The sequence below is a fragment of the Achromobacter sp. ESBL13 genome (genome assembly GCF_036668755.1).
In the GTDB taxonomy this organism is placed as follows: Bacteria; Pseudomonadota; Gammaproteobacteria; order Burkholderiales; family Burkholderiaceae_B; genus Achromobacter.
Genome location: NZ_JAZEVT010000002.1, coordinates 618,717 through 642,112 on the forward strand (window position 1 = coordinate 618,717; position 23,396 = coordinate 642,112).

Sequence of the window (23,396 nt, forward strand, 5' to 3'; positions counted from 1 at the left end):
CGTGGAGACAACTTCATACGAACAAACAATACTTATTCAATATATATTTTTAAATAATATTGTTCGATAGTTTATACATAAATATAATGACCGCCCGCCTTCTTTGTCACCCCCCTGGCTCATGAACTCCCCCCTGACCGACTGCGAACTTGCCGCCTTGCGCGCCTCTGCCGCCAAGGCCTGCACGCTGCTCAAGGCGTTGGCCAACGAAGACCGGCTGCTGTTGCTGTGCCAGCTGGTGCAAGGCGAACGCAATGTGGGTGAACTGGAATCGCTAACGGGGATCCGCCAGCCGACCCTGTCGCAGCAGCTGGGCGTGCTGCGCGACGAAGGCCTGGTGGCCACGCGCCGTGATGGCAAGTACGTCTACTACCAGATGGCCAGCCTTGAAGTCAGCCAGGTCATGAAAACGCTATCCAGTTTGTACTGCGGCCGCGCGATGGCGTCACTCACATGAACCTGGACTGGTCCGCCTTTACCCCGTGCCGGACGCGCTGATCGTTCTGGCCGCGATGATCGCGGGCATGGCGATCTTCGCGGTGATCGAAAAGACCCGACAGCGCTAGGCCGTCGCGGCCTTCGCGTTACTCGTACGTGCGCACGTCGTCGATGACCTTGCCGTCGTTGGGCAGGCTGTCGGCATCCGCCCATTCCACGTCGGCGCGCAGTTTGGTCACATCGCGCACCGATTCCGCGATGCGCTTGGACAGGTCTTCGCCGCGCACGCGCGATTCCACCTTCAACACCATCCGGTCCGACCCCGTGCTGCCGCTGATGACCAGCCGCGCGCGCAGGATCTCGGGATGGCGCCGCGCCACGTCCGCCACTTGCGAGGGGTGCACGAACATGCCGCGCACCTTGGTCGTCTGGTCGGCGCGGCCCATCCAGCCCTTGATGCGCGTGTTGGTGCGCCCGCAAGGCGAGATGCCCGGCATGACCGCCGACAGATCGCCGGTGCCAAAGCGCACCAGCGGGTAGTCCGGGTTCAAGGTGGTGACGACCACTTCGCCGACCTCGCCGTCTGGCACCGGTTCGCCCGTGCCCGGGCGCACGATTTCCACGATGATGTCTTCGCCCAGCACCAGCCCCTGGCGCGCGGGAGTTTCAAACGCAATCATGCCCAGGTCGGCGCTGCCGTACGCCTGATAACCGTCGATGCCGCGCGCCGCCAGCCAGTCGCGCAGCGACGGCGGGAAGGCTTCGCCCGACACCAGCGCACGCCGCAACGAGCCCAGCTTCACGCCCAGTTCGTCCGACTTTTCCAAGATGATTTTCAGAAAGCTTGGCGTGCCCGTGTAACCGCTGGGCGCCAGGTCCTGAATAGCGCGCACCTGTTGCTCGGTCTGGCCGGTGCCGCCCGGAAACACGGTGCAGCCCACGGCGTGCGCCGCCGTTTCCATCATGGAGCCGGCCGGCGTGAAGTGATAGGAAAAGCAGTTGTAGGCCAGCTCGCCCGCGCGAAAACCCGCCGCGTACAGCGCGCGGGCAAAGCGCCAGTAATCGGCGCGCGCGCTTTCCGGTTCGTAGATGGGGCCGGGCGACGCAAACACGCGCATCGCCTCGCCCCAGCCAATGGCCGAGAAGCCGCCGAACGCCTTGCCGGGGCCGGCGGGCGTGGCGTCGTCGTCGCGGCTGTGCTGCTGGCGTTCCAGCAGTTCGTGCTTGCGCAGCACCGGCAGGCGGGCAAGGGCCGCGCGCGTCGTGATGCTGGCCGGGTCAACGCCGCGCAGCTGCTCGGCGATTGCCGGCGCACGCGCAATGGCGCGCGAAATCGCGGCGGGCAAGGCCGCCATCAATTCGCGCTCGCGTTGCTCGGGCGCACGGGTTTCCAGTACATCGAAAAACTCGGACATGGGATCGCACCCTCTCTTCAGGCCAGCCAGCGTTTGCGGCGGCGATAGAACTTGTTGTCGCGAAAGCTCTTGCGTTCTCCGCTGGAAATGCCCAGGTAGAACTCCTTCACGTCCTCGTTCTGGGCCAGATCCAGCGCGGCCCCGTCCATCATGACGCGTCCGTTCTCCAGGATGTAGCCGTAGTCGGCATAACGCAGCGCGATGTTGGTGTTCTGTTCCGCCAGCAGGAAGCTCACGCGTTCACGCTGGTTCAGGTCGCGCACGATTTCAAAAATTTCTTCCACGATCTGCGGCGCGAGCCCCATCGAGGGCTCGTCCAGCAGGATCATGTTGGGGTTGGCCATCAGCGCGCGACCGATGGCGGTCATCTGCTGTTCACCGCCCGACGTGTAGCCCGACTGGCTGGTGCGACGTTGCTTCAGGCGCGGGAAATACTGATAGACGCGTTCCAGCGCGGCGGCGGTATCGGCGCGGCTCATGCTGCGGGTGTAGGCGCCCGTCAGCAGGTTTTCCTCGATGGTCAGGTGCGCGAAACAGTGGCGGCCTTCCATCACCTGCACGACGCCGCGCTTGACCAGCTCGGCCGGCGACAGGCGTTCGATACGCTGGCCCCGGTATTGGATATGGCCCTTGGTGACGTCGCCGCGTTCGCCCTTGAGCAGGTTCGAAATCGCGCGCAGCGTCGTGGTCTTGCCGGCGCCGTTGGCGCCCAGCAAGGCCACGATCTTGCCTTCCGGCACTTGCAGGGACACGCCCTTGAGCACCAGGATCACGTGGTTGTAGATCACCTCGATGCCGTTGACGTCCAGCAGCACCGAGGGCGCGGCGGCAGGGGCGGCAACCGGGGTTGCTGCGGAAGGTGCGGCGGAGAATGCAGCGGAAGATGCAGCGGTCATGACGATTCCTGCGGCGTGGTGGCGGCCGGCATCCCCAAGGACGCCGGCCGTCGGTTCACATCAGTTCTCGCAAGTGCGGGGCGTGATGTTCTTTTCCTTGGCGTACTTGGCCGCGGCGTCCTTGACCATCGGGTCCAGAATCGTCTTGTCGGCCTGGTACCAGTCGGACACCACCTTGAACTTGGCGCCGTCCCACTGCACGATGCGGGCCCAGTCGTCGCCCTTGTGGTTGCTGCACGAGGTCTTCACGGGGCGCATGATCTGGCCAAAACCCAGCTTGTCCAGCTTGTCCTGCGTCAGGTTCAGGTTTTCAAAACCCCAGCGCACCTGCTCGGGCGTCAACGCCTTGCCCTTGCCGTACTTTTCCTGCGCCGTGCGGATCGCTTCCACTTGCAGCATCGAAATCATCATGCCGCGCGTGTGGGCGATGGTGCCCAGCGTGGTCTTGCCGGTCTTGTCCGCGCCCTGGCCCTTGTCGTAGACAAACTTCTTCAGGTCGTCGTAGACCTTGTCGTGGTCGGCGCCGCTGTTGTGCACGGTGATGGCGTTGTAGCCCTTGGCGACATCGCCCAGGTCTTTGACGTCGCCTTCAGAGCCGGCCCACCAGATGGCGTACATCTTGTCGCGCGGATAGCCGCTGGCCTGCGCTTCGCGGATGGCGGTGGGCGTCATGATGCCCGCGCTCCACAGCAGCACGTAGTTCGGGCGCGCCTGGCGGATCTGCAACCAGGTGGACTTCTGTTCCACGCCGGGGGCGGTCACGGGATACAGCACCAGCTCGAAGCCTTCCTTGGCCGCGCGCTTTTGCAGCAGCGGGATCGGTTCCTTGCCGTAGGGCGAGTCGTGATAGACCAGGGCAATCTTCTTGCCCTTGAGCTTGTCCATGCCGCCCTCTTTCTTGGCGATGTCCTGGATCATCACGTCGGCAGCGGTCCAGTAGGTGCCCAGCAGCGGGAAGTTCCATTCGAACACGCTGCCGTCCACCGACTGCGACAGGCCGTAGCCCATCGTTTCAACCGGCACCTTGTCGACCATGGCCTTGTCGCTGACGGCGAAAGTGATGCCGGTGGACTGGGTGTCAAAGCCCGATGCGCCGGTGCCCTTGCCCTTCAGGCGTTCATAGCATTCCACGCCGCGGTCGGTGGCGTAGGCGGTTTCGCATTCTTCGTAGGTGATCTTGACGCCGTTGACGCCGCCATCACGTTCGTTGACCAGCTTCAGGTAGTCCAGCTTGCCATCGGCCCAGGGAATGCCCAGCGGCGCGAACGACCCGGTGCGATACACCAGCAACGGAACGAACTGCTCTTCGGCCGCCATTGCCGGCGTGGCCACGGCGCCAAGGGCGCCGGCTGCGGCCACCAGGGCTGCCGCCAACTTCAGGTTAAGACGCTTCATCTCCATTTACCTCCTGCGTGGTGCTTGGGTCAGTAAACCCTGGGACACCGGGATTGGCCCGGTCTTGAGCCGGGTATTCAGGATGGTCGCCGTGGCGCTTGTGCCGCCCCGACAGCCGTTGATCAATAAGCTCTTATCGCGTGTTGCCTCAGTACCTCCGAGTGGCCCCTTGATGGCAAGCGCCAACGGCGCTTCGGGGGGGCATCTCGTTCAATGCGGGAACGGCCAGATGCGCAGCTTTTCTTTTCCGATGCTCCACAAGCGCGCCAGCCCGTGCGGTTCGGCGATCAGGAAGAACACGATCAGCGCGCCGAACACCATGTGCTCGATGTGCGCGGCGGTGTCCACCGACAGCGGGATGCCCAGCGCATGCGGGATGTTCGACAGCGCCACCGGCACCAGCACGATGAACGCCGCGCCGAAGAAGCTGCCGATGATCGAGCCCAGCCCCCCGATGATGACCATGAACAGCAGCTGGAACGAGCGCGTCAGGTCAAACGCCAGCGGTTCCCACGAACCCAGGTGGATGTAGCCCCACAGCGCGCCCGCCACGCCCACGATGAACGAGCTGACCGCAAACGCCGTCAGCTTTGCGTACATGGGGCGGATGCCGATGACCGACGCCGCCACGTCCATGTCGCGTATCGCCATCCATTGGCGGCCGATCGCGCCGCGCACCAGGTTCTTGGCCAGCAGGCTGAAGATCACCACCAGGATCAGCACGAACAGGTACTTTTCCATGGCCGATTGCACCGGCAGGCCGAACGCCGTCAGCGGCGGCACCGACACGTTGCCCGAAGACGAATAGTTGGTGAAGAACGGAATGCGCAGGAACGCCCAGTCCACGAAGAACTGCGCGGCCAGTGTCGCCACCGCCAGGTATAGCCCGCGTATCCGCAGGCTGGGGATACCGAAGATCACGCCGACCAGCGTGGCGAAGCAGCCGCCCAGCAAGATCTGGATGATCAGCGGCATGCCCGGAAAGCGCACGCCGAAGTTCCAGGCTGCATACGCGCCCACCGCCATGAAGGCGCCCGTGCCCAGCGAGATCTGCCCGCAATAGCCGACCAGGATGTTCAGGCCGACCGCCGCCAGGGACAGGATCAGGAACGGAATCAGAATGGCGCGCAGCAGGTAGTCGGACGACAGCGCGGGCACGGCGATGAACGCCACCGCCAGCAGTAACCAGATGAAGATGCGGTCCTGGCGGATCGGGAAGATCTGCTGGTCCGCCCGGTACGTGGTCTTGAACTGGCCGTTTTCACGATAGAACATGTTTTTATCCTAGTGGCCTGTGGTTTACACGCGGTCGATGATCTTCTCGCCGAACAGCCCTTGCGGACGGAACAGCAGGAACACCAGCGCCAGCACATAGGCGAACCAGATTTCGATACCGCCGCCCACGAGCGACCCCAGGTAGACCTCGGACAGCTTTTCCCCCACGCCGATGATCAAGCCGCCCAGAATGGCGCCCGGCACCGACGTCAAGCCGCCCAGGATCACCACCGGCAACGCGCGCAGCGCCGCGGTGGACAGCGTGAACTGCACGCCAAATTTCGAGCCCCAGATAATCCCCGCCACCAGCGCCACCAGGCCCGCCACGCACCACACGATGACCCAGATGCGATTCAGCGGAATGCCGATGGACTGCGCGGCCTGGTGGTCGTCGGCCACCGCGCGCAGGGCGCGGCCGGTGGACGTGTATTGAAAGAACAGCGCCAGCGTGGCCACCAGCAGCGCGGCGATGACAGCCGCTGTCAGGTCTTCAAGGTTGATCAGCAAGCCGCCTTCGAAGACCGTGTCCAGAATCATCAGCGGGTCTTTCGGCATGCCCACGTTGATGGAATACACCGAGCTGCCGAACGTGATCTGGCCCAGCCCGTCCAGGAAGTAGCTGATGCCCAGCGTCGCCATCAACAGCGTGGTGGCTTCCTGGTTGACCAGGTGGCGCAGCACAAAGCGTTCAATCGCAACGGCCAGCAGGAACATCACCATGGCGCTGACGATGAACGCCAGCACGTTGGCCAGGATCATGTTGTCAAAGCCCAGCCAGCGCGGTATCCATTCCGAGAAACGCGCCATCGACAAGGCGGCCACCAGCACCATCGCGCCCTGCGCGAAGTTGAAGACGCCGGACGCCTTGAAGATCAACACGAAGCCCAGGCCGATCAGCGCATACATCATGCCGCTCATCAAGCCGCCGAATAAGGTCTCTAGAAAAAATCCCATGTCTGTCCGCCTTAGTGCGACACGCCGAGATAGGCGCGGATGACGTCTTCGTTCGCACGGACTTCGTCCGGGCGGCCATCGCCGATCTTCTTGCCGTAGTCCAGCACCACCACGCGGTCGGAAATGTCCATCACCACGCCCATGTCGTGCTCGATCAGCACGATGGTGGTGCCGAATTCATCATTCACATCCAGGATGAAGCGGCTCATGTCCTGCTTTTCCTCGATGTTCATGCCGGCCATGGGTTCGTCCAGCAACAACAGGCGCGGCTCCATCGCCAGTGCGCGGCCCAGGTCCACACGCTTTTGCAGGCCGTAGGGCAGCCGGCCCACCGGCGTCTTGCGATACGCCTGGATTTCCAGGAAGTCGACGATGTTCTCGACGAATTCCCGGTGTTGGGTCTCTTCGCGTTCGGCCGGGCCCAGGCGGAAAGCTTGCGACAGCAGCCCGCACTTCATGCGCAGATTGCGGCCCGTCATGATGTTGTCCAGCACGCTCATGCCCTTGAACAGCGCCAGGTTCTGGAACGTGCGCGCGATGCCCATTTCGGCGGCGCGGCGCGGGTTCATCTTCGAGAAACTCTCGCCACGGAATGCGATCCCGCCTTTCTGCGGCGTGTAGACGCCGTTGATGACGTTCAGCATGGAACTCTTGCCCGCGCCGTTGGGGCCGATGATGGCGCGGATCTCGTGCTCGCGCACGTTGAAGGAAATGTCCGTCAGCGCTTTCACGCCGCCAAAGGACAACGAGATGTTCTGCATGTCCAGCATGACGTCGCCGATACGCTGGTCGCGGTCGTTGTTGCTCATGATCTCTACGCGGCTCGGGCTGTGATGGCGGGAAACGTCTTGACGGGCCAGATCTTCAGGTCAGCTGAGATCTTGCCGGTGCGTCCGTCTTCGAACTTCACTTCGGTTTCAATGAACTGCGACTGCTTGCCGCTGAACAGGGCGTCGATCAGCACGCCGTATTTCTGCGCGATGAATGCGCGGCGCACCTTGCGCGTGCGGGTCAGCTCGTCGTCGTCCGGGTCCAGTTCCTTGTGCAGGATCAAAAAGCGGCTGACCTGGGACGCGCACAGCTTGGGGTCGGTGGCCAGATCGGCGTTGACTTGCTCAACGCATTCGGCGATCAGCTGGTAGACCTCTTCCTTGGCGGCCAGGTCGGTGTAGCCCGCATACGGCAGGCCCCGGCGCTCGGCCCAGTTGCCCACGGCTTCCAGGTCGATGTTGATGAAGGCGCATACGTCGTCGCGGTTGGCGCCAAAGGCCACGGCTTCCTTGATGTGCTGGAAGAACTTGAGCTTGTTCTCGATGTACTTCGGCGCGAACAGGCTGCCGTTGGCCAGCTTGCCCACGTCTTTGGCGCGGTCGATGATCTTCAACTGGCCGTCGGTGTCCAGGTAGCCCGCGTCACCCGTGTGGAACCAGCCGTCGGCGCTGCGCGCTTCCGCCGTGGCGTCCGGGTTGCGGTAGTACTCCTTGAACAGACCGGGGCTCTTGACCAGAATTTCGCCGTTGTCCGCCACGCGTATTTCAACGCCGGCCACGGGCGGGCCGACGGTGTCGTCGCGCACCTTGCCGTCGGGTTGCACGCAGACGAACACGGACGTTTCCGTCGAGCCGTACAACTGCTTCAGGTTGATGCCGATAGACCGATAGAACACGAACAGGTCCGGGCCGATGGCTTCGCCCGCCGTATACGCCACGCGCACGCGGCTCATGCCCAGCGCGTTGCGCAAGGGGCCGTAGATCAACGCATTGCCCAGCGCATAGCGCAGGCGATCCCAGGCGTTGACGGATTCGCCGTCCAGGATCTTGGTGCCCACGCGACGCGCCAGCTTCATGCAGGCGCCGAACAGCTTGCGCTTGATGTAGCCCGCGTCTTCCATGCGGATCATCACGTGCGTCAGCAGGCCTTCCAGCACGCGCGGCGGCGCGAAGTAGTAAGTGGGACCGATGTCGCGCATGTCGATCGACACGGTGTCCGGCGATTCGGGATGGTTGACCGTGAAGCCCGTGACCAGCAGCTGCGTATACGAGAACATGTTCTGCCCGATCCAGGCGGGAGGCAGATACGCCAGCACGTCTTCCTGGTCGGTCAGCTTTTCCATGTCGGACACGGCGCGCGCGCGGTCGATCAGCGCATGGTGCGTCAGCACCACGCCCTTGGGCTTGCCGGTGGTGCCCGACGTATAGAACATGGCGGCCGGGTCGTGCGGCTGCACGGCGGCGATGGCGCGGTCAAGAAAGTCGGGATGTTGGGCCGCGTAGTCCTGGCCCAGCTTCTCCAGCTGTTCATACGACTGCAACATGGAATCGGAGTAATGGCGCAGGCCGCGCGGGTCATCAAACACCACGTGCTTCAAGGCCGGACATTGCTCGCGCACTTCCAGCATCTTGTCGACCTGTTCCTGGTCTTCCACCACCGCCACGCTGATCTCGGCGTCTTGCAGCACGTAGACCATTTCCTGCGCGACGGCGTCTTGATAAAGCGGCACGGGAATCGCGCCCAACGATTGCGCGGCCATCATCGCCATGTACAGACGCGGCCGGTTCTCGCCGATGACGGCCACGTGCATGCCAGGCCGAATGCCCAGCGCCGCCAGGCCATTGGCCACATGGCGTACATGCTCGGCCACCTGGGACCACGTCAGGGTTTGCCAGATCCCCAGGTCTTTCTCTCGGATCGCGGGCCGCGACCCACGTACATTGGCATGCGCGAACAGCAGCGCTGGAAAGGTGTCCAGCGCCGCCGGCACCTGTGCGGATGCGGGCGATGAATGTGCCACGTTGTCTCCTCCGGTTTGGGCACACCGCGCCGGCGCGCCGCGGATGCGGCATTGGCGAGTAGGGGCTTGACCAGTTGGTTTTAGATTTACGGCAGGACTTAAGGTATAAGGTTGGGTTGCTACCAACTGTCACCATCGCGACATTCAAGGAACTTTTAGGGTATTCCCGATGCAGCTATCCGACTCCCTTCAACTTGCCGCGGCGTGGTTTCGCGTGCTCAACGCCGAGCAACAATCGCGCGTCGAGCGGGACCTGTCCGTGCAGCAAGTCGTTGCCGGATCGATCATAGAGCGCAAAGGGGAACTCGCACAGGCTTGGATTGGTGTATTGGCCGGCTTGGTGAAAGTGTCGGTGGGCAACGCGGAAGGCAAGGTCGCCTCGTTGACGGGCGTACCCGCCGGCGGCTGGATCGGCGAAGGGTCGCTCTTGAAGCGCGAAGTCCGCAAATATGACATCGTCGCGCTGCGCGATTCCGTCGTGGCGCGGCTGCCGGCGCCCACATTCGACTGGCTGCTGGACACCAGCATTCCGTTCAACCGTTATCTGCTGCATCAGCTGAACGAGCGCGTGGCGCAGTTCATCGGCAAGGCCGAATACGACCGCTTGCTGGATCCTGATGCACGCGTGGCCCGCTGTCTGGCTGAACTGTTCAATCCTTTGCTGTATCCCGGCATGGGAATGCGGCTGACGATTACGCAAGAAGAAGTCGGCTATCTGGCCAGGGTGTCGCGCCAGCGTGCGAATCAGGCGCTGCGCAAACTGGAAGAGGCGGGTCTGTTGAACGTGGAATACGGCGCGGTACGCGTGCTGGATCTGGACGGACTGAAACAATACGGGTCGGACCGCAGTACCGTGGAAGGCGAACACGCGGCCTGAAGGCAGGGCGGTGTGATGTTCCGAAGCCCTCAAAAAATATTCAAAAAAGCCTTGACGTTAAATAGTGCGCTATTTAATATTGCGCAATGAAATCCAAAGCGAAAGCGCCCACCAAAGCCAAAAGCGCGTTCAACCCGCTGCTGCTGGACAGCCAACTGTGCTTCGCCCTGTACTCGACCTCGCTGGCGATGAACAAGGTGTACCGCAAGCTGCTGCGCGGGCTGGACCTGACGTATCCGCAGTACCTGGTGATGCTGGTGCTGTGGGAAGGGGACGACATCACGGTGACCGATATCGGCGCCCGGCTGTTCCTGGATTCGGCCACGCTGACGCCGCTGCTCAAGCGTCTGGAAGCCGCCGGTCTGGTGACCCGCAAGCGCGCGGTGGACGACGAACGCCAGGTGATCGTGGGGCTGACGCAGCAAGGCCGTGATCTGCGCGAGCAGGCCGAAGCCGTGCCGCATTCCGTGGCTGCCGCCGCCCAGTGCTCGCTGGACGAAGCCCAGGGCATGATGAAGGCGCTGCACGCATTGCGGGAAAAGCTGGTTGATAGTGTTTGAAGTGTGGGGTGATGCGTGTCATCATCCGATCTAATAAATAGTGCACGATATAGTAGTGTGCGATGTAAATGGAATTGAAACCGATTTGAAGCAGGTCTGAAGCAGGTTTGCAGTGGGTTAGCAGTCCATCAGTAAGCGCCGATGCGGGAAGGCCCGCCCGGCCCAGGCAGTTCAACTTTCATCCTACAAAGGAAACGCATCATGTCTATCGAAAAAGTCCTCTACCGCGCCAATGCAACCGCCACCGGTGGCCGTGAAGGCCGTGGCGTCAGCGACGACGGCAACCTGGACGTCAAGCTGACCACGCCGCGTGAACTGGGCGGCGCGGGCGCCGCCGGCACCAACCCTGAACAGCTGTTCGCAGTGGGCTACTCCGCCTGCTTCCTGGGCGCAATGAAGTTCGTTGGCGGCCGCGACAAGATCGCCATCCCGGCCGACGTGTCGGTGAACGGCATCGTGGGTATCGGCGCCATCCCGACCGGCTTCGGCATCGAAGTCGAATTGAAGATTTCCCTGCCGGGCATGGACCGCGAACAGGCCGAAAAGCTGGTGGCGGCAGCGCACATTGTTTGCCCATACTCGAACGCCACGCGCGGCAACATCGACGTGACGCTGACCATCGTCTAAGCGTCGTTGCGCGCTGCGACGCGCACCCCGCGCCAGCCGCCCGGATAGAAGCGGGCGGAAGCAGACGCGACGGTTCCGTGTTGAACGCACGGCCCGTCGCGTTTTTCGTTGTTAATGCCCGCCGCCCAGGTACGCCGCCACCACCGCCGGGTCGTCGCGCAACTTGTCGGCGCTACCGTGCACCGAGATCCGGCCGTTCTCCAGCACGTAGCCGTAGTCGGCCACCTGCAAGGCGGCCGCGGCAAATTGTTCGACCAGCAGCATCGTCACGCCCTCATCCTTCAAGCGCGCGATGATGCGGAACACCTCTTCCACCAAGATGGGCGCCAGCCCCATCGACGGCTCGTCCAGCAACACCAGTTCCGGGTTCAGCATCACGGCGCGCGCCATGGCCAGCATTTGCTGTTCGCCGCCCGACAAGGTGCCGGCCAGTTGATCGCGCCGTTCCTTCAGGCGCGGAAACAGATCCATGGCGCGGCCCAGGTCGGCCTGCACATCGCCCTTGGGGCGGCTGCCCGTCAGGCGCGGAAACGCACCCAACAGCAGGTTGTCGGTCACCGACAGCGTGGGAAACACGCGCCGGCCTTCGGGCGAATGCGCCAGGCCCAGCCGCGCGATGCGGTGCGATTCCAGACCATCAATGCGCTTGCCGCTCAGCGTGACCTCGCCCGCCGTGGGCCGGATCATGCCCGACAGCGCCCGCATCGTCGTGGTCTTGCCGGCGCCGTTGGAGCCGATCAGCGTCACCACCTTGGCCTTGGGCACCTCCATGCTGATGCCATGCAGCACCTTGACCTTGCCGTAGCCCGCTTCCAGATTCTTGATCGATAGCATCTTGTCGTCCTCTTGGCGTCAGGCGGGCGCGCCGCCCAGATACGCCTCGATAACCTTGGCGTTGCTTTGCACTTCGTTCGGCAGGCCTTCGGCAATCTTCTGGCCAAAGTCCAGCACCGATACGGTGTCGCACACTCCCATCACCACATCCATGTGATGTTCGATGAGGATCAACGTGATGCCGTGGTCGCGCACCTTGCGGATGATGGCCAGCAGCTCGACGATGTCGGGCGCGGTAAGCCCGGCGGCGGGCTCGTCCAGCAGCAGCAGCTGCGGGTCCAGCGCCAGCGCACGCGCGATTTCCAGCAATCGTTGCTTGCCGTAGGGCAGGTTGCGGGCTTCTTCGCTTGCCAGGGATTCCAGCCCCACGAATTCCAGCAGCGCCATGGCGCGAGCGCGGGCGCCTTGCTCTTCGCCCTTCCACTTCGGCGTGCGCAGCGCAATGCCGGCAAGGCCGGTGGTGAAGGTGTGGTGCAGGCCGACCAGCACGTTTTCCAGTGCCGTCATTTCGCCAAACAGCTGCACGTTCTGGAACGTGCGCGCGATGCCGGTGGCGGCGATATCGGCCGGCGGCAGGCCCACCAGCGACTTGCCCGAAAATTCCACCGCGCCGGCGGTCGGCACATAGATGCCGGTCAGCACGTTCATCATCGTGCTCTTGCCCGATCCGTTCGGGCCGATCAGGCCGTGGATGGTGCCGCGCTTGATGGTCAGGTCCACTTCGTTCAGCGCCTTCAGGCCGCCAAACTGCATCAGCACGCGCTTGGCGGACAGCAGCGTCTCGCCCTTGCCCGCCACCACGGCGTCCGGCACCGCGTCCTGTTCCTTGACCAGGTCGGTCTTCACCGACAGCGCCGCGCGGCGGTTCGAGAAGAACAGGTTGCGCACAAAGCCCACGATGCCGTCGGGCAGGTAATACACCACGAACAGGATCATCGCGCCGAAGATCGTCAGGCGCCAGTCGGTCACGGCTTCCAGCCAGTACGAAAAAATGGCCAGCACGATGGTGCCCACCACGGGCACGACCACGCGGCGTGGTTCGGCGCGGCCCTTGGACACGGCCACGATGCTGCCCACCGTGACCAGGATGGCGACCGCCAGCGCGATCAGGCGGAAGGTGCCGATGTCGTCCAGCATCTTGGGCAGCAGCACGATGATGGATGCGCCCAGCAGCGCGCCCGTGCGGCTTTTGCGCCCGCCCATGATGATGGCCAGCAGGAACAGGATGGTCAGTTCGAAGTTGTATGTGTTGGGCGAGATGTACTGTTCCGAATACGAGTACAGCGCGCCCGCCAGCCCGGCAAAGCCGGCGCTGATCACGAACGCGAACACCTTGTGCCGGTAGACCGACACGCCCATGCAGTCGGACGCAATCGGGCTGTCGCGCAGCGCTTCGAACGAGCGGCCCAGGTGCGACTTCAAGATGCGGTGCACGACGATCAGCGACAGCACCAGTAGCGCGCCCACCAGCCAGAAGTACTCGCTTTTGGTCAGGATGTGCCCGCCGATGGACGGCTTGGGAATCTTGATGCCCAAGGGGCCTTCGGTCATGAAGGTCATCTCGTTGATCAGGATCTGGATGATGGTGCCGAACGCCAGCGTCACCATCGCCAGGTAAGGCCCGGTCACGCGTAGCGCCGGCAACGCCAGCACCGCGCCAAAGGCCGCCGCGATCAGGATGGCGGCGGGCAGAATCACCCAGATCGGCATTTGCAGATGAAAGAACAGCACGCCGGCCACGTACGAGCCGATGCCGAACAGGCCGGCATGGCCCAGCGACACCTGGCCGGTGTAGCCCACCACGATATCGAGCCCGAACAGCAGGATCGAATAGATCATGATTGTTTCGATCAGGTGCAGGTAATACGTATTGGTCACGCCTAGGGGCACGGCGGCCAGGCAGGCCACGGCCACGACGGACAGCAAGAGGTGCAGGGGTTTCATCGCTTACACCTTCTTGATCGCGGTCTTGCCGAACAGGCCGGCGGGCTTGAAGGTCAGCACAAGCAGCAGCAATACCAATCCCGGCACGTCCTTGTACCCCGTCGACAGATAGAAACCGGTGGTGGTTTCGGCGATGCCCAGAATCAGCCCGCCCACCACCACGCCCATGCCGCTGGACAGGCCGCCGATGATCGCCACGGCAAACGCCTTCAAGCCCAGCACCGCGCCCATCGTGGCGCCGGTCAACGTCAGCGGCGCGACCAGCACGCCGGCAAACGCGGCGGTCAGCGACGACAGCGCATACGAAAACGTGATCACCATGCCGGTGTTGATGCCCATCAATCCGGCCGCGTCGCGATCGTTCGACGTGGCCACGAAGGCTTTGCCGTAAATGGACTTGCGGTTGAAGATTTCAACCAGGATCATCATGCCCAGCGCGCCGAACACCACCAGTAGTTCCATCGGCAGCACGTTGGCGCCCAGCACCTGGATGGGCGCTTCGGGCAGGGGCGACGGAAAGCGCAGGTCGTCGCGGCCCCAGATGTTCTCGGCCACGTTCTTGAAGATGATGCCCAGCGCGATGGTGGCCATGATCCAGCCGAATTCCGATCGCGTCTTGATGGCCGGCCGCACGCCCACGCGTTCGACCAGTGCGCCCTGCGCGAAGCCGAAGATGCAGACGATGGGAATCATGACCCAGTAGTTCACGCCCAGGCCGACCAGCGTCAGCCCGACCAGCGCGCCCAGCATCAGGGCTTCACCCTGACCGAAGTTCAGTGTGCCGGACGTGGCGAAGGTGAGCTGGTATCCGAACGCAATCACGGCATAGATCATGCCTAGCGCGATACCGCTATAGATAAGCTGTAGAAGAATCATGGTGTGTGTCTTGATGCGCTGTGTTCCGTCCCAACCCCCTTGGGCAGAACGCTGTTTTCAGGCGGCTGCATGCCCCGCGCCGATGGCCCGGGCACGGGCGGCGGCGGCCGGTCAGCCGCCGCCTTCCTGCTGTTTCACACTTAGTTGGCCTTGACGACGCGGCCGCCCTTGACCTCGCCGATAACCACTTCCTTGGCCGTGATGGCGTCGTGGTTGTCGTGGGTGAACGGCTTGTTGTAGGTCATCACCACGCCTTCGACCGGTGTTTGCAGGTTTTCCAGCGCTTCGCGCACCTTGGCGCCGTCGGTGGAATTGGCCTGCTTGATGGCGGCCGCCAACAGGAAGACCGAGTCATAGCCTTGCGCCGCCGACACCGGGGAGTCGATGCGGTTGTTCTTGGGCTTGAACTTGGACAGGTAGGCGTCGATGAACGCCTTGCGTTTGGGCGAGTCGGGGTCCTGGATGAAGGTTTGCGGCATGCGCGCGCCTTCGCCGTTGGCGCCGGAGTTGTCGATGTAGTTGGCCATGGACAAGGTCCAGCTACCGATGATCGGCACCTTCCAGCCCAGCTTGGTCATGCCGTTGGCGATCTGGGCCAGTTCGGGGCCGATGCCATACGTCAGCACGGCTTCGGCGCCGGCGGCCTTGGCTTTCAACAGCTGGGCCGTCATGTCGACGTCCTTGATGTTGAACTTCTCAACCGCCACGGCCTTGATGCCCTTGGCGTTCAACGCCTTTTCCAGATCTTCGCGGCCCAGTTGGCCGTAGTTGGTGGAATCCGCCAGGATGGCGACTTTCTTGAAGCCACGGCGGGTGATCGCTTCTTCAACGATCATCGGGGCCTGGATGCTGTCATGCGCCGCATTGCGGAACACGTAGTTATCGGGGTATTCCGGCGCTTTGAACTGGTGCGTGATCACGCTGCCCGTAGCCACGTTGTTGAAGACGGGGATCTTGGCGTCCTGGTAGAAGCGTTGCGAAGCCAGGGCCACGCCGGTGTTGATGTAGCCGACGGTGGCGGCCACCTGTTCCTTGTTGATCAGTTCCTGGGCGATCTGCACGCCGCGTTCGTTCTTGGCTTCGTCGTCGCGTTCGACGGCAACCAGCTGGCGCCCCAGCACCCCGCCGTTCTTGTTGATCTCTTCAATGGCCAGGCGCACGCCATCGCGCATGCTGACGCCCATGGAGGACGAACCACCGGTGTACGGGCCGGCCACGCCGATCTTGATGGGGTCGGCGGCGTACGACGCGGCCGATGCAGCAAATGCAAGGGTTCCTGCTAGCAGCTTCAAACGAAAATCCATGGATGTCTCCGTTGTAGTAATTAGTGAACTGCGTGGAAAACCGTGTGCCGGCGCTGATCGGCGTGTTGCGTGATGCGGCGCTCTCCTGTGTTGCGTGTTGTGACTGTCTGCTTAATCGCTTACGGGAATCTGACCGCGCGAGGCTTTTGCGCGTAAATACCTAGTACGCATCTAGTACGTGCGCACGGGTTCCCGGCGGCCGTCGCGATGCAGCGCGCGCAAGTTGTCGTTGGGGTAGCGGGCAGATAGCGGGTGCTGGCGGCATCCTAGCCAGCGAGAGATGTCGGCGTGCGGAAATTCATTCCGCACGCGACTGGAAATTTATTCCTGGCCGGCCTGGACGCCGCGCGGTTCCTGGGCCGCCAGTTTGCAGACGTCTTGCAGCCATAGGGAAAACGCCTGGACGGCACTGCGCGGCGCGCGGGACGCTTCGGTGCAAAGGTAGTACTGCGATTCGCCGGGGATGGTGATGCGGGTGACGCGCACCAGTTTGCCTTCGTCCAGCCATTCGGCCGCCAGGCTGCGTCGCGTCAGCGCTACGCCCTGGCCCGCGCGGGCGGCGGCCAGCATCATGCCCAGGTCCACCAGCCAGACGCCGCGCGAGGGCTCGGGCCAGTCCAGGCCGGCGGCGTCCAGCCACGGCCGCCAGGGCTCCATCGGGCAGCGCAACAGCTCGGCGCGTGCCAGGTCTTCAGGCCGGTTGAAGGGCCCGCGCGAGGCCAGGTAGGCGGGTGAGCACACGGCAAAGACCGGGTCGTCGGTAAGTTGGCGCGCGTGCAGCCCGGGGTATTTGCCGCTGCCGAACCGCACCCACGCGTCGGCGTTGGGCGGCATGATGTCCAGATACGGAATGGACAGCAGGATTTCCAATTCCACATCGGGATGCGCGGCGGTAAAGCCGGGCAGATAGGGGATCAGCACCTGGCGGGCGAATGTGGGCGTGGACACCACGCGCAGCGGTTCGGGTTTGGGTTCGCCACGCTGATGCAGCGACGCGTCGGACAGCAGGTCCAAAGCCGTGCGGACTTGGCTGAGGTAGTCGCGCCCGGCCGCGCTGAGGGTAGCGCCCCGGCTGCTGCGGATGAAAAGCGACACGTCCAGCATCGCTTCCAGCGCGGCGATGCGCTTGCCGATGGCGCTGGCGGTGACAAAGAGTTCTTCGCTGGCGCGTTCAAAAGAACCCAGCCGCGCCGCGGCTTCAAACGCCTGGATGGCGGCCAAGGGCGGCAGCCGCACATCTTTGGAAGGGGAAGGTCCGCGCATGATCGTCTGGCGGGCCGGCCGTGCGCCCGACGAAAGAGTGGCAACGGCGCATTATAAAAGTGAAGCGCGGTCGCCGCGCCTGAAGGGTAGCGTGGTCGACGCCCCTGAAGTGAAGGGCGTACGCCGCGCCCGGAGTGAAGCGGAGCTGCCGCGCCCGCGGCCCGGCCCCGTTCAGATGCCCTTGATCGCCAGGCTTGCCGCCAGGCCCGCCATGACCACGGCGATGACGCCGTCCAGCACGCGCCAAGCCGATGCGTTGGCGAAAAAACGCGCGAACACGCGCGAGCCGATGCCCAGCACGGCCAGCCACAGCAGGCTGGCCGTGAAGGCGCCCGCCGCGAATGCCATGCGCGCGTCGTCAAAGCCGTGGGCCAGTGAACCCACCACTACCATGTCCAGCCAGAAGTGCGGGTTCAACAGCGAAAACCCCAGCGCGCCCAGCATCGCGGCGCGGCGCGAGGGCACGACGTCACGCGCGGCGGCAAGGCCGCCCGTGGCCGTCCACGCGCGGCGAGCCGATTGCAATGCGTACCACGACAGAAAGGCCACGCCGAACCACAGGACGGCGGTGGTCAGCCAGGGAAACCAGGCGGTCAGGGCTTGCAGGCCGGAGACGCTGGCAAAGATGAACACCGCGTCGATCAACGCGCAGATGGCGACCACGCTGAACAGGTGCGCGCGCATCAAGCCCTGTCGCAGGATGAACGCGCTTTGCGCGCCCACAACGGCGAACAAACCCAGCCCGGTGGCCGTTCCGCTGGCCCAGGCAGTAAGAAAGAGGGGGGATGACAACGTGGCGAACATGATGCAAATACCTGTGACTGCTACGCCTGTGGCGGCGTTTTATGAAGGGCGCCGACCGCATTGCGCAGTTCGGCGAAAGCGTATTTTCCCTTGTCGGGCGAATGAAATACAGCTAATTTTCCTTCACTAAATTAAGGAAATCTAATCCGTGAAAATTGATCATGGCAACTTGCGGGCGCTGGCTGCGGTGGTGCGCGAAGGCAGCTTCGAGCGGGCGGCGCTATCGCTCAGCGTGACGCCCTCGGCCGTCTCGCAGCGCATCAAGGCGCTGGAAGACCGCATGGGCCGGCTGCTGGTCCAGCGCACCGTGCCGGCCGCCGCCACCGCCGATGGCCAGGTGCTGGTGCAACTGGCCGAGCAGACGGCGCTGCTGGAACACGACGCGCTGAACCGGCTGGGCGTGTCGGACGACGACGTGCCGCACGCCAGCATCCCCATCGCCGTCAACCATGACAGCCTGGAAACCTGGTTTGTCGACGCCGCCTTGCAGTTCTCGCAACGCACGCGGGCCACGCTGGACATGTTGTCCGAAGACCAGGACCACACCGCCGCGCTGCTGCGCAACGGTTCGGTGCTGGGGGCGGTGACGACGCTGGCGGATCCGGTTCAGGGTTGCCGTATCCATTCGCTGGGCAGCATGCGATATGTGGCGACCTGCACGCCGGATTTCCACAAGCGCTATTTCGCCCAGGGCGTCAATGCGCAAACGCTGGCGCAAGCGCCCGTGCTGGTCTTTAACCGCAAGGACGCCTTGCAGGCGCGGTTTGCCCACAAGATCTCGGACCCGGCGCCGTGGCAGCCGCCGGTGTGGTGGGTGCCGTCCACCCGTGCGTTCGTGCAGGCCACGCTGGGCGGACTGGGTTGGACGATGAATCCGCTGCCGCTTGTGCAGGAACACCTTGATGCCGGTCATCTGATGATGCTTCGCGGCCGCGCCTGGGAGGATGTGCCGCTGTATTGGCAACATTGGCGGGTAAACTCCGAGGCGATGGAAGCCTTGACCGATTCGGTTCTGTCAGCCGCCCGCAGCTTGGTACGGCGGCGTTAACCCACCAGGAGGACACCCCATGAACATCCGCAAGTTCGCACTCATTGCCGCCATTGGCCTGTGCACGGCCGGCTCGGCGTGGGCCAAGGACTACAAGGTTGGCCAGATCGAGATCGACGACCTTTGGGTGCGCGCGTCGGCGCCGGGCCAGTCGAATGGGGCGGGCTACATGGACATCGACAACGATGCCAAGTCCGAGGACCGCCTGGTGTCGGTGACGTCCGACGCCGCCGAGCGGGTCGAGCTGCATACGGTGCAGACCGAGAACGGCGTGTCCAAGATGCGTCAGGTGGAAGGCGGCATCGCGCTGCCCGCCGATACCGAGGTCAAGCTGAGCCCGGGCGGCTATCACGTCATGTTCATCAAGCTGCGCGCGCCTTTCAAGGACGGCGCCACCGTGCCCGCCACGTTGAAGTTTGAAAAGGCCGGTGAAGTCGCCGTGCAATTCAAGGTCAAGCCGGCGTCACATAACCCCGGCATGAGCCACGATCACGGCGCGATGAAACACTAAGCGCGACGCCCGCCGACACACCCGGTTCAGTACAAGCCCTGCTGACGCATGGCGTCGGCAACCTTGACGAAGCCGGCGATGTTGGCGCCGTCCAGGTAGTTGACGTATTCGCGCTCGCTGTGGCCGTGGCGCACGCAGTTCTCATGGATGTCGCGCATGATGGCGTGCAGGCGCGCATCCACTTCTTCGCGCGTCCATGCCAGGCGCGCGGAGTTCTGCGCCATTTCCAGGCCCGACACCGCGACGCCGCCCGCATTGGTGGCCTTGCCCGGCGCGTACAGCACGCGCGCGGCGATGAAGGCCTTGGCGGCATCCAGCGTGGCCGGCATGTTGGCGCCTTCCGCCACGCACAGCACGCCATTCTTGATCAGCGTTTGCGCATCGGCCAGTTCCAGTTCGTTCTGGGTGGCGCACGGCAGCGCCACGTCGACCGGCACGTGCCACGGGCGCTTGCCCGCTTCGTACTTCAGCCCAAATTCCCGGGCATAGGTGTCCAGGCGGCCGCGCAGGTCGTTCTTGATGTGCATCAGCGCCACCAGCTTTTCATGCGTGAAGCCGGCGTCATCGACCACGGTGCCGTTCGAATCCGACACGGTCACGACCTTGGCGCCCAGCGACATGGCTTTTTCGATGGCGTACTGCGCCACGTTGCCCGAGCCCGAGACCGACACGCGCAGGCCATCAAACGACTTGCCCACGCGCTTGAGCATTTCCTCGGCGAAGTACACGGTGCCGTAACCGGTGGCTTCCGGGCGGATCAGGCTGCCGCCAAAGGTCAGGCCCTTGCCCGTGAAGACGCTGGCGGTCGAGTTCGACAGCTTTTTCATCATGCCGGCCATGAAGCCGACTTCGCGCGCGCCCACGCCGATATCGCCGGCCGGCACGTCGGTATCCGGACCCAGGTGACGATACAGCTCGATCATCAGCGCCTGGCAGAAACGCATGACTTCGGCGTCGGACTTGCCCTTGGGGTCGAAGTCCGAGCCGCCCTTGCCGCCGCCCATGGGCAGCGTGGTCAGCGAATTCTTCAGCGTTTGCTCAAACGCCAGGAACTTGAGGATGGACAGGTTCACCGACGGGTGAAAGCGCATGCCGCCCTTGAAGGGGCCGATGGCCGAGCTGTGCTGGATGCGAAAGGCGCGGTTGACCTGCGCCTGGCCGCGGTCATCGGTCCAGCACACGCGGAACTGGATTACGCGTTCCGGCTCAACCAGGCGCTCAAGCAGGGCGTGCTCGGCGTAATGAGGGTGCTTTTCGATGAAAGGCCACAGGCTCAGCATCACCTCTTGGACGGCTTGCATGAACTCGGGCTGCTGCGGGTCGCGCGCGGCGACGCCACGCAGGAAGTCGTCCAGACTCTGCACTTTCAACTTGATCTCCTCGGGGTGCTACGAATAGGTGCGTCTTGCGCCATTGTGGGGCGCGGTTTACTTGTTCTGGTGCATTGGCTGCACCGTCATGGTGCGCAAGTGTATGGGAAATTTGTTGCCCTGCGCAAAGGGTCGCACCGGCTGTAGGGCCTTGAAAAGAAAGCGAATTTTCCGCAAATAAACAGGGACGCATAATTCGGCGGCGTGGCGTTTTCGCGTCAAAATATGCACCACGAATTGCCTGGGCATTGATTTCCCAGGGTATTTGCATGTGTCCCTGTTTTATCGGGCAGGGATGGCGGGGGCGGAAGCATCGCCAAGCCGTGCAAACAAAGGGGTTTGAGGCGTGGCGACGGGATATCGAACGCGGCCCAATGCGTTTATGCGTCCCCAATTAATTTTTTCGTAAGGGGCGGCGCCGAATGCGGTTCGGGCCAGGCCGGCAGGGCGGACGCGCCTGGCGCGAGCCGCCCCAAGGCATTACAGCGTGGCGTCATAATCGATCGTCAGCGGTGCGTGGTCCGAGAAACGCTCGTCTTTATAGATAGCGACATTGCGTGCGCGGGCGGCAATGCCCGGGGTGGCGATCTGATAGTCGATCCGCCACCCGACGTTCTTGGCCCAGGCCTGGCCGCGGTTGCTCCACCAGGTGTATTGGTCGGGCCGGTCGTCGATGGTGCGGAACACGTCCACGAAACCGCGCTTGTCGAACACGTCGGTCAGCCATGCGCGCTCTTCGGGCAAGAAGCCCGAGTTCTTCATATTGCCCTTCCAGTTCTTCAGGTCGATTTCCTTGTGCGCGATGTTCCAGTCGCCACAGATGACGAATTCGCGGCCCGTCGTCTTGTGTTCATGCATCAGGGCGTCGATCCAGGGACCGAAGCGGTCCAGGAACCGGTACTTGGCCTGTTGGCGCTCGTCGCCGCTGGAGCCCGAGGGCAGGTAGGCGCTGATGACGGACAGGTTCTTCCAGTCGGCGCGGATGATGCGGCCTTCGGGGTCGAATTCTTCGCAGCCCAGGCCGATGTTCACGCGTTCGGCGGCGTCGCGCAGGTAGATGCCCACGCCGCTGTAGCCTTTCTTGACGGCATGGTGGAAGTGGCCGGTGTAGCCGGGCGGGTGACGCAGATCTTCGGTAAGGTCCGAGTCGGCAATCTTGATTTCCTGAAGGCAAAGCACGTCAGCGGCGTGCTTTTCCATCCACGGTTGCAGGCCCTTGCGAAAGGCGGACCGGATGCCGTTGAGATTGATCGACGTGATGCGCAGCAAAGCGAAACTCCTCTAGAGCGGCCGCCAGGGGCCGGAACAATGCCCAGGAATTTAACCGACTGCGCGGCGGGGGCAGGAAATAGCCCCGACAACGGATAAAATGCGGGGGTTTGCCATCCACCGGACCCACTCGCATGCCCGCCGCCGCTTCCCCCTCTCCGTCTCGCCCCACTTCCCTGGAATTTGTTCGCTTCGCGCTCGACGAAGGCGTGCTGCGCTTTGGCAGCTTCAAGGTCAAGTCGGGTCGGATCAGCCCCTATTTCTTCAATGCCGGCCTGTTCAACAGCGGCCGCGCGGTGGGCAAACTGGCGCAGTTCTACGCGCAGGCGCTGCTGGATTCCGGCGTGCAGTTCGACATGCTGTTCGGCCCTGCGTACAAGGGCATTCCGTTGGCCACCGCAACGGCCGTGGCGCTGGCGGGCCACCCGGCGATGGACGGGCGCAACGACGTACCGTTTGCCTACAACCGCAAGGAAGCCAAGGACCACGGCGAAGGCGGCACGCTGGTCGGCGCGCCGCTCAACGGCAAGGTCGTGATCATTGACGACGTGATCACGGCCGGCACGTCGGTGCGCGAATCGGTGGAGATCATCCGCAACGCGGGCGCCGAGCCGGCCGCCGTGCTGATCGCCATGGACCGCATGGAACGCGCGGGCCCCGACGACGCGCTGTCGCCGCATTCCGCCGTGCAGGACGTGGCCAAGACCTACGGCATTCCGGTGGTGGCGATTGCATCGCTGTCGGACATCATGGCCCTGCTGCAAGACGACGCCGCCTTCGCGGAAAACCGCGATGCCGTGCAGGCGTATCGGACCAAATACGGGGTGAAGTAAGGCGGCGCCCGGCCGGTAGCGGCAACGGTGGCGCGGTGCGCCGCCTTGTCAGCCATAGGCCACCATGGGTTCCGCGATGCCGTGCGTCTGGCCGAATATCGGAACGCCGCAA

22 protein-coding genes are annotated in these 23,396 nt (G+C 63.6%); 7 read left to right on the plus strand and 15 right to left on the minus strand.

Translation table 11 applies throughout. The features are described from left to right. Positions 1-121: 121 nt before the first annotated feature. The gene (locus V6F88_RS11665) at positions 122-457 is read left to right on the plus strand and encodes an ArsR/SmtB family transcription factor (RefSeq protein WP_332609637.1); all 336 of its coding nucleotides are present in this window, start codon (positions 122-124) and stop codon (positions 455-457) included. Between the two features lie 127 nt (positions 458-584). Here the strand turns inward: V6F88_RS11665 and V6F88_RS11670 are convergent, their stop codons facing one another. The 7 genes from V6F88_RS11670 to V6F88_RS11700 form a co-directional block, all read right to left on the minus strand. Beyond that, on the minus strand, positions 585-1,853 hold the full coding sequence (locus V6F88_RS11670) for a phenylacetate--CoA ligase family protein (protein ID WP_332609638.1): 1,269 nt from the start codon (positions 1,851-1,853) through the stop codon (positions 585-587). Between the two features lie 17 nt (positions 1,854-1,870). Beyond that, positions 1,871-2,749: an ABC transporter ATP-binding protein gene (locus V6F88_RS11675; RefSeq protein WP_332609639.1), complete on the minus strand. Its 879-nt coding sequence runs from the start codon at positions 2,747-2,749 to the stop codon at positions 1,871-1,873. A 60-nt stretch (positions 2,750-2,809) separates the two neighbouring features. Further along, positions 2,810-4,150 carry an ABC transporter substrate-binding protein gene (locus V6F88_RS11680; RefSeq protein WP_332609640.1) on the minus strand — a complete coding sequence of 447 codons (1,341 nt, stop codon included), beginning with the start codon at positions 4,148-4,150 and terminating at the stop codon, positions 2,810-2,812. A gap of 204 nt (positions 4,151-4,354) precedes the next feature. Further along, the gene (locus V6F88_RS11685) at positions 4,355-5,419 is read right to left on the minus strand and encodes a branched-chain amino acid ABC transporter permease (protein ID WP_006216344.1); all 1,065 of its coding nucleotides are present in this window, start codon (positions 5,417-5,419) and stop codon (positions 4,355-4,357) included. A gap of 24 nt (positions 5,420-5,443) precedes the next feature. Further along, positions 5,444-6,373, minus strand: coding sequence for a branched-chain amino acid ABC transporter permease (locus V6F88_RS11690; RefSeq protein WP_046803042.1), 930 nt, complete (start codon positions 6,371-6,373; stop codon positions 5,444-5,446). Positions 6,374-6,384: 11 nt separating this feature from the next. Next, on the minus strand, positions 6,385-7,182 hold the full coding sequence (locus tag V6F88_RS11695; protein ID WP_046803043.1) for an ABC transporter ATP-binding protein: 798 nt from the start codon (positions 7,180-7,182) through the stop codon (positions 6,385-6,387). Between the two features lie 5 nt (positions 7,183-7,187). Continuing rightward, the gene (locus V6F88_RS11700) at positions 7,188-9,164 is read right to left on the minus strand and encodes an AMP-dependent synthetase/ligase (RefSeq protein ID WP_332609643.1); all 1,977 of its coding nucleotides are present in this window, start codon (positions 9,162-9,164) and stop codon (positions 7,188-7,190) included. A gap of 169 nt (positions 9,165-9,333) precedes the next feature. Here V6F88_RS11700 and V6F88_RS11705 point away from each other — a divergent pair, with 169 nt between their 5' ends. The 3 genes from V6F88_RS11705 (at position 9,334) to V6F88_RS11715 (ending at position 11,228) form a co-directional block, all read left to right on the plus strand. Continuing rightward, positions 9,334-10,041 carry a Crp/Fnr family transcriptional regulator gene (locus V6F88_RS11705; protein WP_332609644.1) on the plus strand — a complete coding sequence of 236 codons (708 nt, stop codon included), beginning with the start codon at positions 9,334-9,336 and terminating at the stop codon, positions 10,039-10,041. Positions 10,042-10,127: 86 nt separating this feature from the next. Next, complete coding sequence (locus V6F88_RS11710) at positions 10,128-10,601, plus strand: MarR family winged helix-turn-helix transcriptional regulator (protein ID WP_332609645.1); 474 nt, start codon at positions 10,128-10,130, stop codon at positions 10,599-10,601. A 201-nt stretch (positions 10,602-10,802) separates the two neighbouring features. Beyond that, positions 10,803-11,228, plus strand: coding sequence for an organic hydroperoxide resistance protein (locus V6F88_RS11715; protein WP_006216338.1), 426 nt, complete (start codon positions 10,803-10,805; stop codon positions 11,226-11,228). Positions 11,229-11,339: 111 nt separating this feature from the next. Here V6F88_RS11715 and V6F88_RS11720 read toward each other — a convergent pair whose 3' ends face one another. The 6 genes from V6F88_RS11720 to V6F88_RS11745 form a co-directional block, all read right to left on the minus strand. Beyond that, complete coding sequence (locus V6F88_RS11720; RefSeq protein ID WP_046803048.1) at positions 11,340-12,062, minus strand: ABC transporter ATP-binding protein; 723 nt, start codon at positions 12,060-12,062, stop codon at positions 11,340-11,342. Between the two features lie 18 nt (positions 12,063-12,080). Continuing rightward, entirely contained in the window at positions 12,081-14,006 is a 1,926-nt protein-coding gene (locus V6F88_RS11725; RefSeq protein ID WP_332609646.1) for a branched-chain amino acid ABC transporter ATP-binding protein/permease, read from the minus strand. A 3-nt stretch (positions 14,007-14,009) separates the two neighbouring features. Beyond that, entirely contained in the window at positions 14,010-14,882 is an 873-nt protein-coding gene (locus V6F88_RS11730; protein WP_006216335.1) for a branched-chain amino acid ABC transporter permease, read from the minus strand. Positions 14,883-15,022: 140 nt separating this feature from the next. Then, positions 15,023-16,186, minus strand: a complete 1,164-nt coding sequence (locus tag V6F88_RS11735) for an ABC transporter substrate-binding protein (RefSeq protein ID WP_332609648.1) — start codon at positions 16,184-16,186, stop codon at positions 15,023-15,025. A gap of 321 nt (positions 16,187-16,507) precedes the next feature. Then, complete coding sequence (locus tag V6F88_RS11740) at positions 16,508-17,449, minus strand: LysR substrate-binding domain-containing protein (protein ID WP_332609651.1); 942 nt, start codon at positions 17,447-17,449, stop codon at positions 16,508-16,510. A 171-nt stretch (positions 17,450-17,620) separates the two neighbouring features. Continuing rightward, positions 17,621-18,253 (minus strand): LysE/ArgO family amino acid transporter, encoded by a 633-nt coding sequence (locus tag V6F88_RS11745; RefSeq protein WP_332609652.1) that lies wholly within the window; start codon positions 18,251-18,253, stop codon positions 17,621-17,623. A gap of 148 nt (positions 18,254-18,401) precedes the next feature. On the opposite strand from V6F88_RS11745, the gene V6F88_RS11750 reads away from it, so the two are divergent. Together V6F88_RS11750 and V6F88_RS11755 are read left to right on the plus strand one after the other, a co-directional pair. Further along, on the plus strand, positions 18,402-19,301 hold the full coding sequence (locus tag V6F88_RS11750; RefSeq protein ID WP_332609654.1) for a LysR family transcriptional regulator ArgP: 900 nt from the start codon (positions 18,402-18,404) through the stop codon (positions 19,299-19,301). A gap of 19 nt (positions 19,302-19,320) precedes the next feature. Continuing rightward, positions 19,321-19,812 (plus strand): copper chaperone PCu(A)C, encoded by a 492-nt coding sequence (locus V6F88_RS11755; RefSeq protein ID WP_332609656.1) that lies wholly within the window; start codon positions 19,321-19,323, stop codon positions 19,810-19,812. Positions 19,813-19,838: 26 nt separating this feature from the next. Here the strand turns inward: V6F88_RS11755 and gdhA are convergent, their stop codons facing one another. Then, a complete protein-coding gene (gdhA, locus tag V6F88_RS11760; RefSeq protein WP_332609657.1) occupies positions 19,839-21,182 on the minus strand; it encodes an NADP-specific glutamate dehydrogenase in 1,344 nt (447 codons plus the stop codon). Between the two features lie 480 nt (positions 21,183-21,662). Beyond that, positions 21,663-22,451, minus strand: a complete 789-nt coding sequence (locus V6F88_RS11765) for an exodeoxyribonuclease III (RefSeq protein WP_332609658.1) — start codon at positions 22,449-22,451, stop codon at positions 21,663-21,665. Between the two features lie 134 nt (positions 22,452-22,585). Between V6F88_RS11765 and pyrE the strand changes: the two genes are divergently transcribed. Then, entirely contained in the window at positions 22,586-23,284 is a 699-nt protein-coding gene (gene pyrE / locus V6F88_RS11770) for an orotate phosphoribosyltransferase (RefSeq protein WP_332609659.1), read from the plus strand. The last annotated feature ends 112 nt before the right edge of the window (positions 23,285-23,396 follow it).

Excerpts from the sequence above, each read along its gene's own strand:
- V6F88_RS11745 (WP_332609652.1), bottom strand. The coding sequence starts at position 18,253 with ATGTTCGCCACGTTGTCATCCCCCCTCTTTCTTACTGCCTGGGCCAGC.
- V6F88_RS11710 (WP_332609645.1), top strand. The coding sequence starts at position 10,128 with ATGAAATCCAAAGCGAAAGCGCCCACCAAAGCCAAAAGCGCGTTCAAC.
- V6F88_RS11680 (WP_332609640.1), bottom strand. The coding sequence starts at position 4,150 with ATGGAGATGAAGCGTCTTAACCTGAAGTTGGCGGCAGCCCTGGTGGCC.
- V6F88_RS11665 (WP_332609637.1), top strand. The coding sequence starts at position 122 with ATGAACTCCCCCCTGACCGACTGCGAACTTGCCGCCTTGCGCGCCTCT.
- V6F88_RS11720 (WP_046803048.1), bottom strand. The coding sequence starts at position 12,062 with ATGCTATCGATCAAGAATCTGGAAGCGGGCTACGGCAAGGTCAAGGTG.
- V6F88_RS11695 (WP_046803043.1), bottom strand. The coding sequence starts at position 7,182 with ATGAGCAACAACGACCGCGACCAGCGTATCGGCGACGTCATGCTGGAC.
- V6F88_RS11725 (WP_332609646.1), bottom strand. The coding sequence starts at position 14,006 with ATGAAACCCCTGCACCTCTTGCTGTCCGTCGTGGCCGTGGCCTGCCTG.
- V6F88_RS11740 (WP_332609651.1), bottom strand. The coding sequence starts at position 17,449 with ATGCGCGGACCTTCCCCTTCCAAAGATGTGCGGCTGCCGCCCTTGGCC.
- V6F88_RS11705 (WP_332609644.1), top strand. The coding sequence starts at position 9,334 with ATGCAGCTATCCGACTCCCTTCAACTTGCCGCGGCGTGGTTTCGCGTG.
- V6F88_RS11670 (WP_332609638.1), bottom strand. The coding sequence starts at position 1,853 with ATGTCCGAGTTTTTCGATGTACTGGAAACCCGTGCGCCCGAGCAACGC.
- V6F88_RS11675 (WP_332609639.1), bottom strand. The coding sequence starts at position 2,749 with ATGACCGCTGCATCTTCCGCTGCATTCTCCGCCGCACCTTCCGCAGCA.
- V6F88_RS11735 (WP_332609648.1), bottom strand. The coding sequence starts at position 16,186 with ATGGATTTTCGTTTGAAGCTGCTAGCAGGAACCCTTGCATTTGCTGCA.
- V6F88_RS11715 (WP_006216338.1), top strand. The coding sequence starts at position 10,803 with ATGTCTATCGAAAAAGTCCTCTACCGCGCCAATGCAACCGCCACCGGT.
- V6F88_RS11690 (WP_046803042.1), bottom strand. The coding sequence starts at position 6,373 with ATGGGATTTTTTCTAGAGACCTTATTCGGCGGCTTGATGAGCGGCATG.
- pyrE (WP_332609659.1), top strand. The coding sequence starts at position 22,586 with ATGCCCGCCGCCGCTTCCCCCTCTCCGTCTCGCCCCACTTCCCTGGAA.
- V6F88_RS11730 (WP_006216335.1), bottom strand. The coding sequence starts at position 14,882 with ATGATTCTTCTACAGCTTATCTATAGCGGTATCGCGCTAGGCATGATC.
- V6F88_RS11685 (WP_006216344.1), bottom strand. The coding sequence starts at position 5,419 with ATGTTCTATCGTGAAAACGGCCAGTTCAAGACCACGTACCGGGCGGAC.
- V6F88_RS11755 (WP_332609656.1), top strand. The coding sequence starts at position 19,321 with ATGAACATCCGCAAGTTCGCACTCATTGCCGCCATTGGCCTGTGCACG.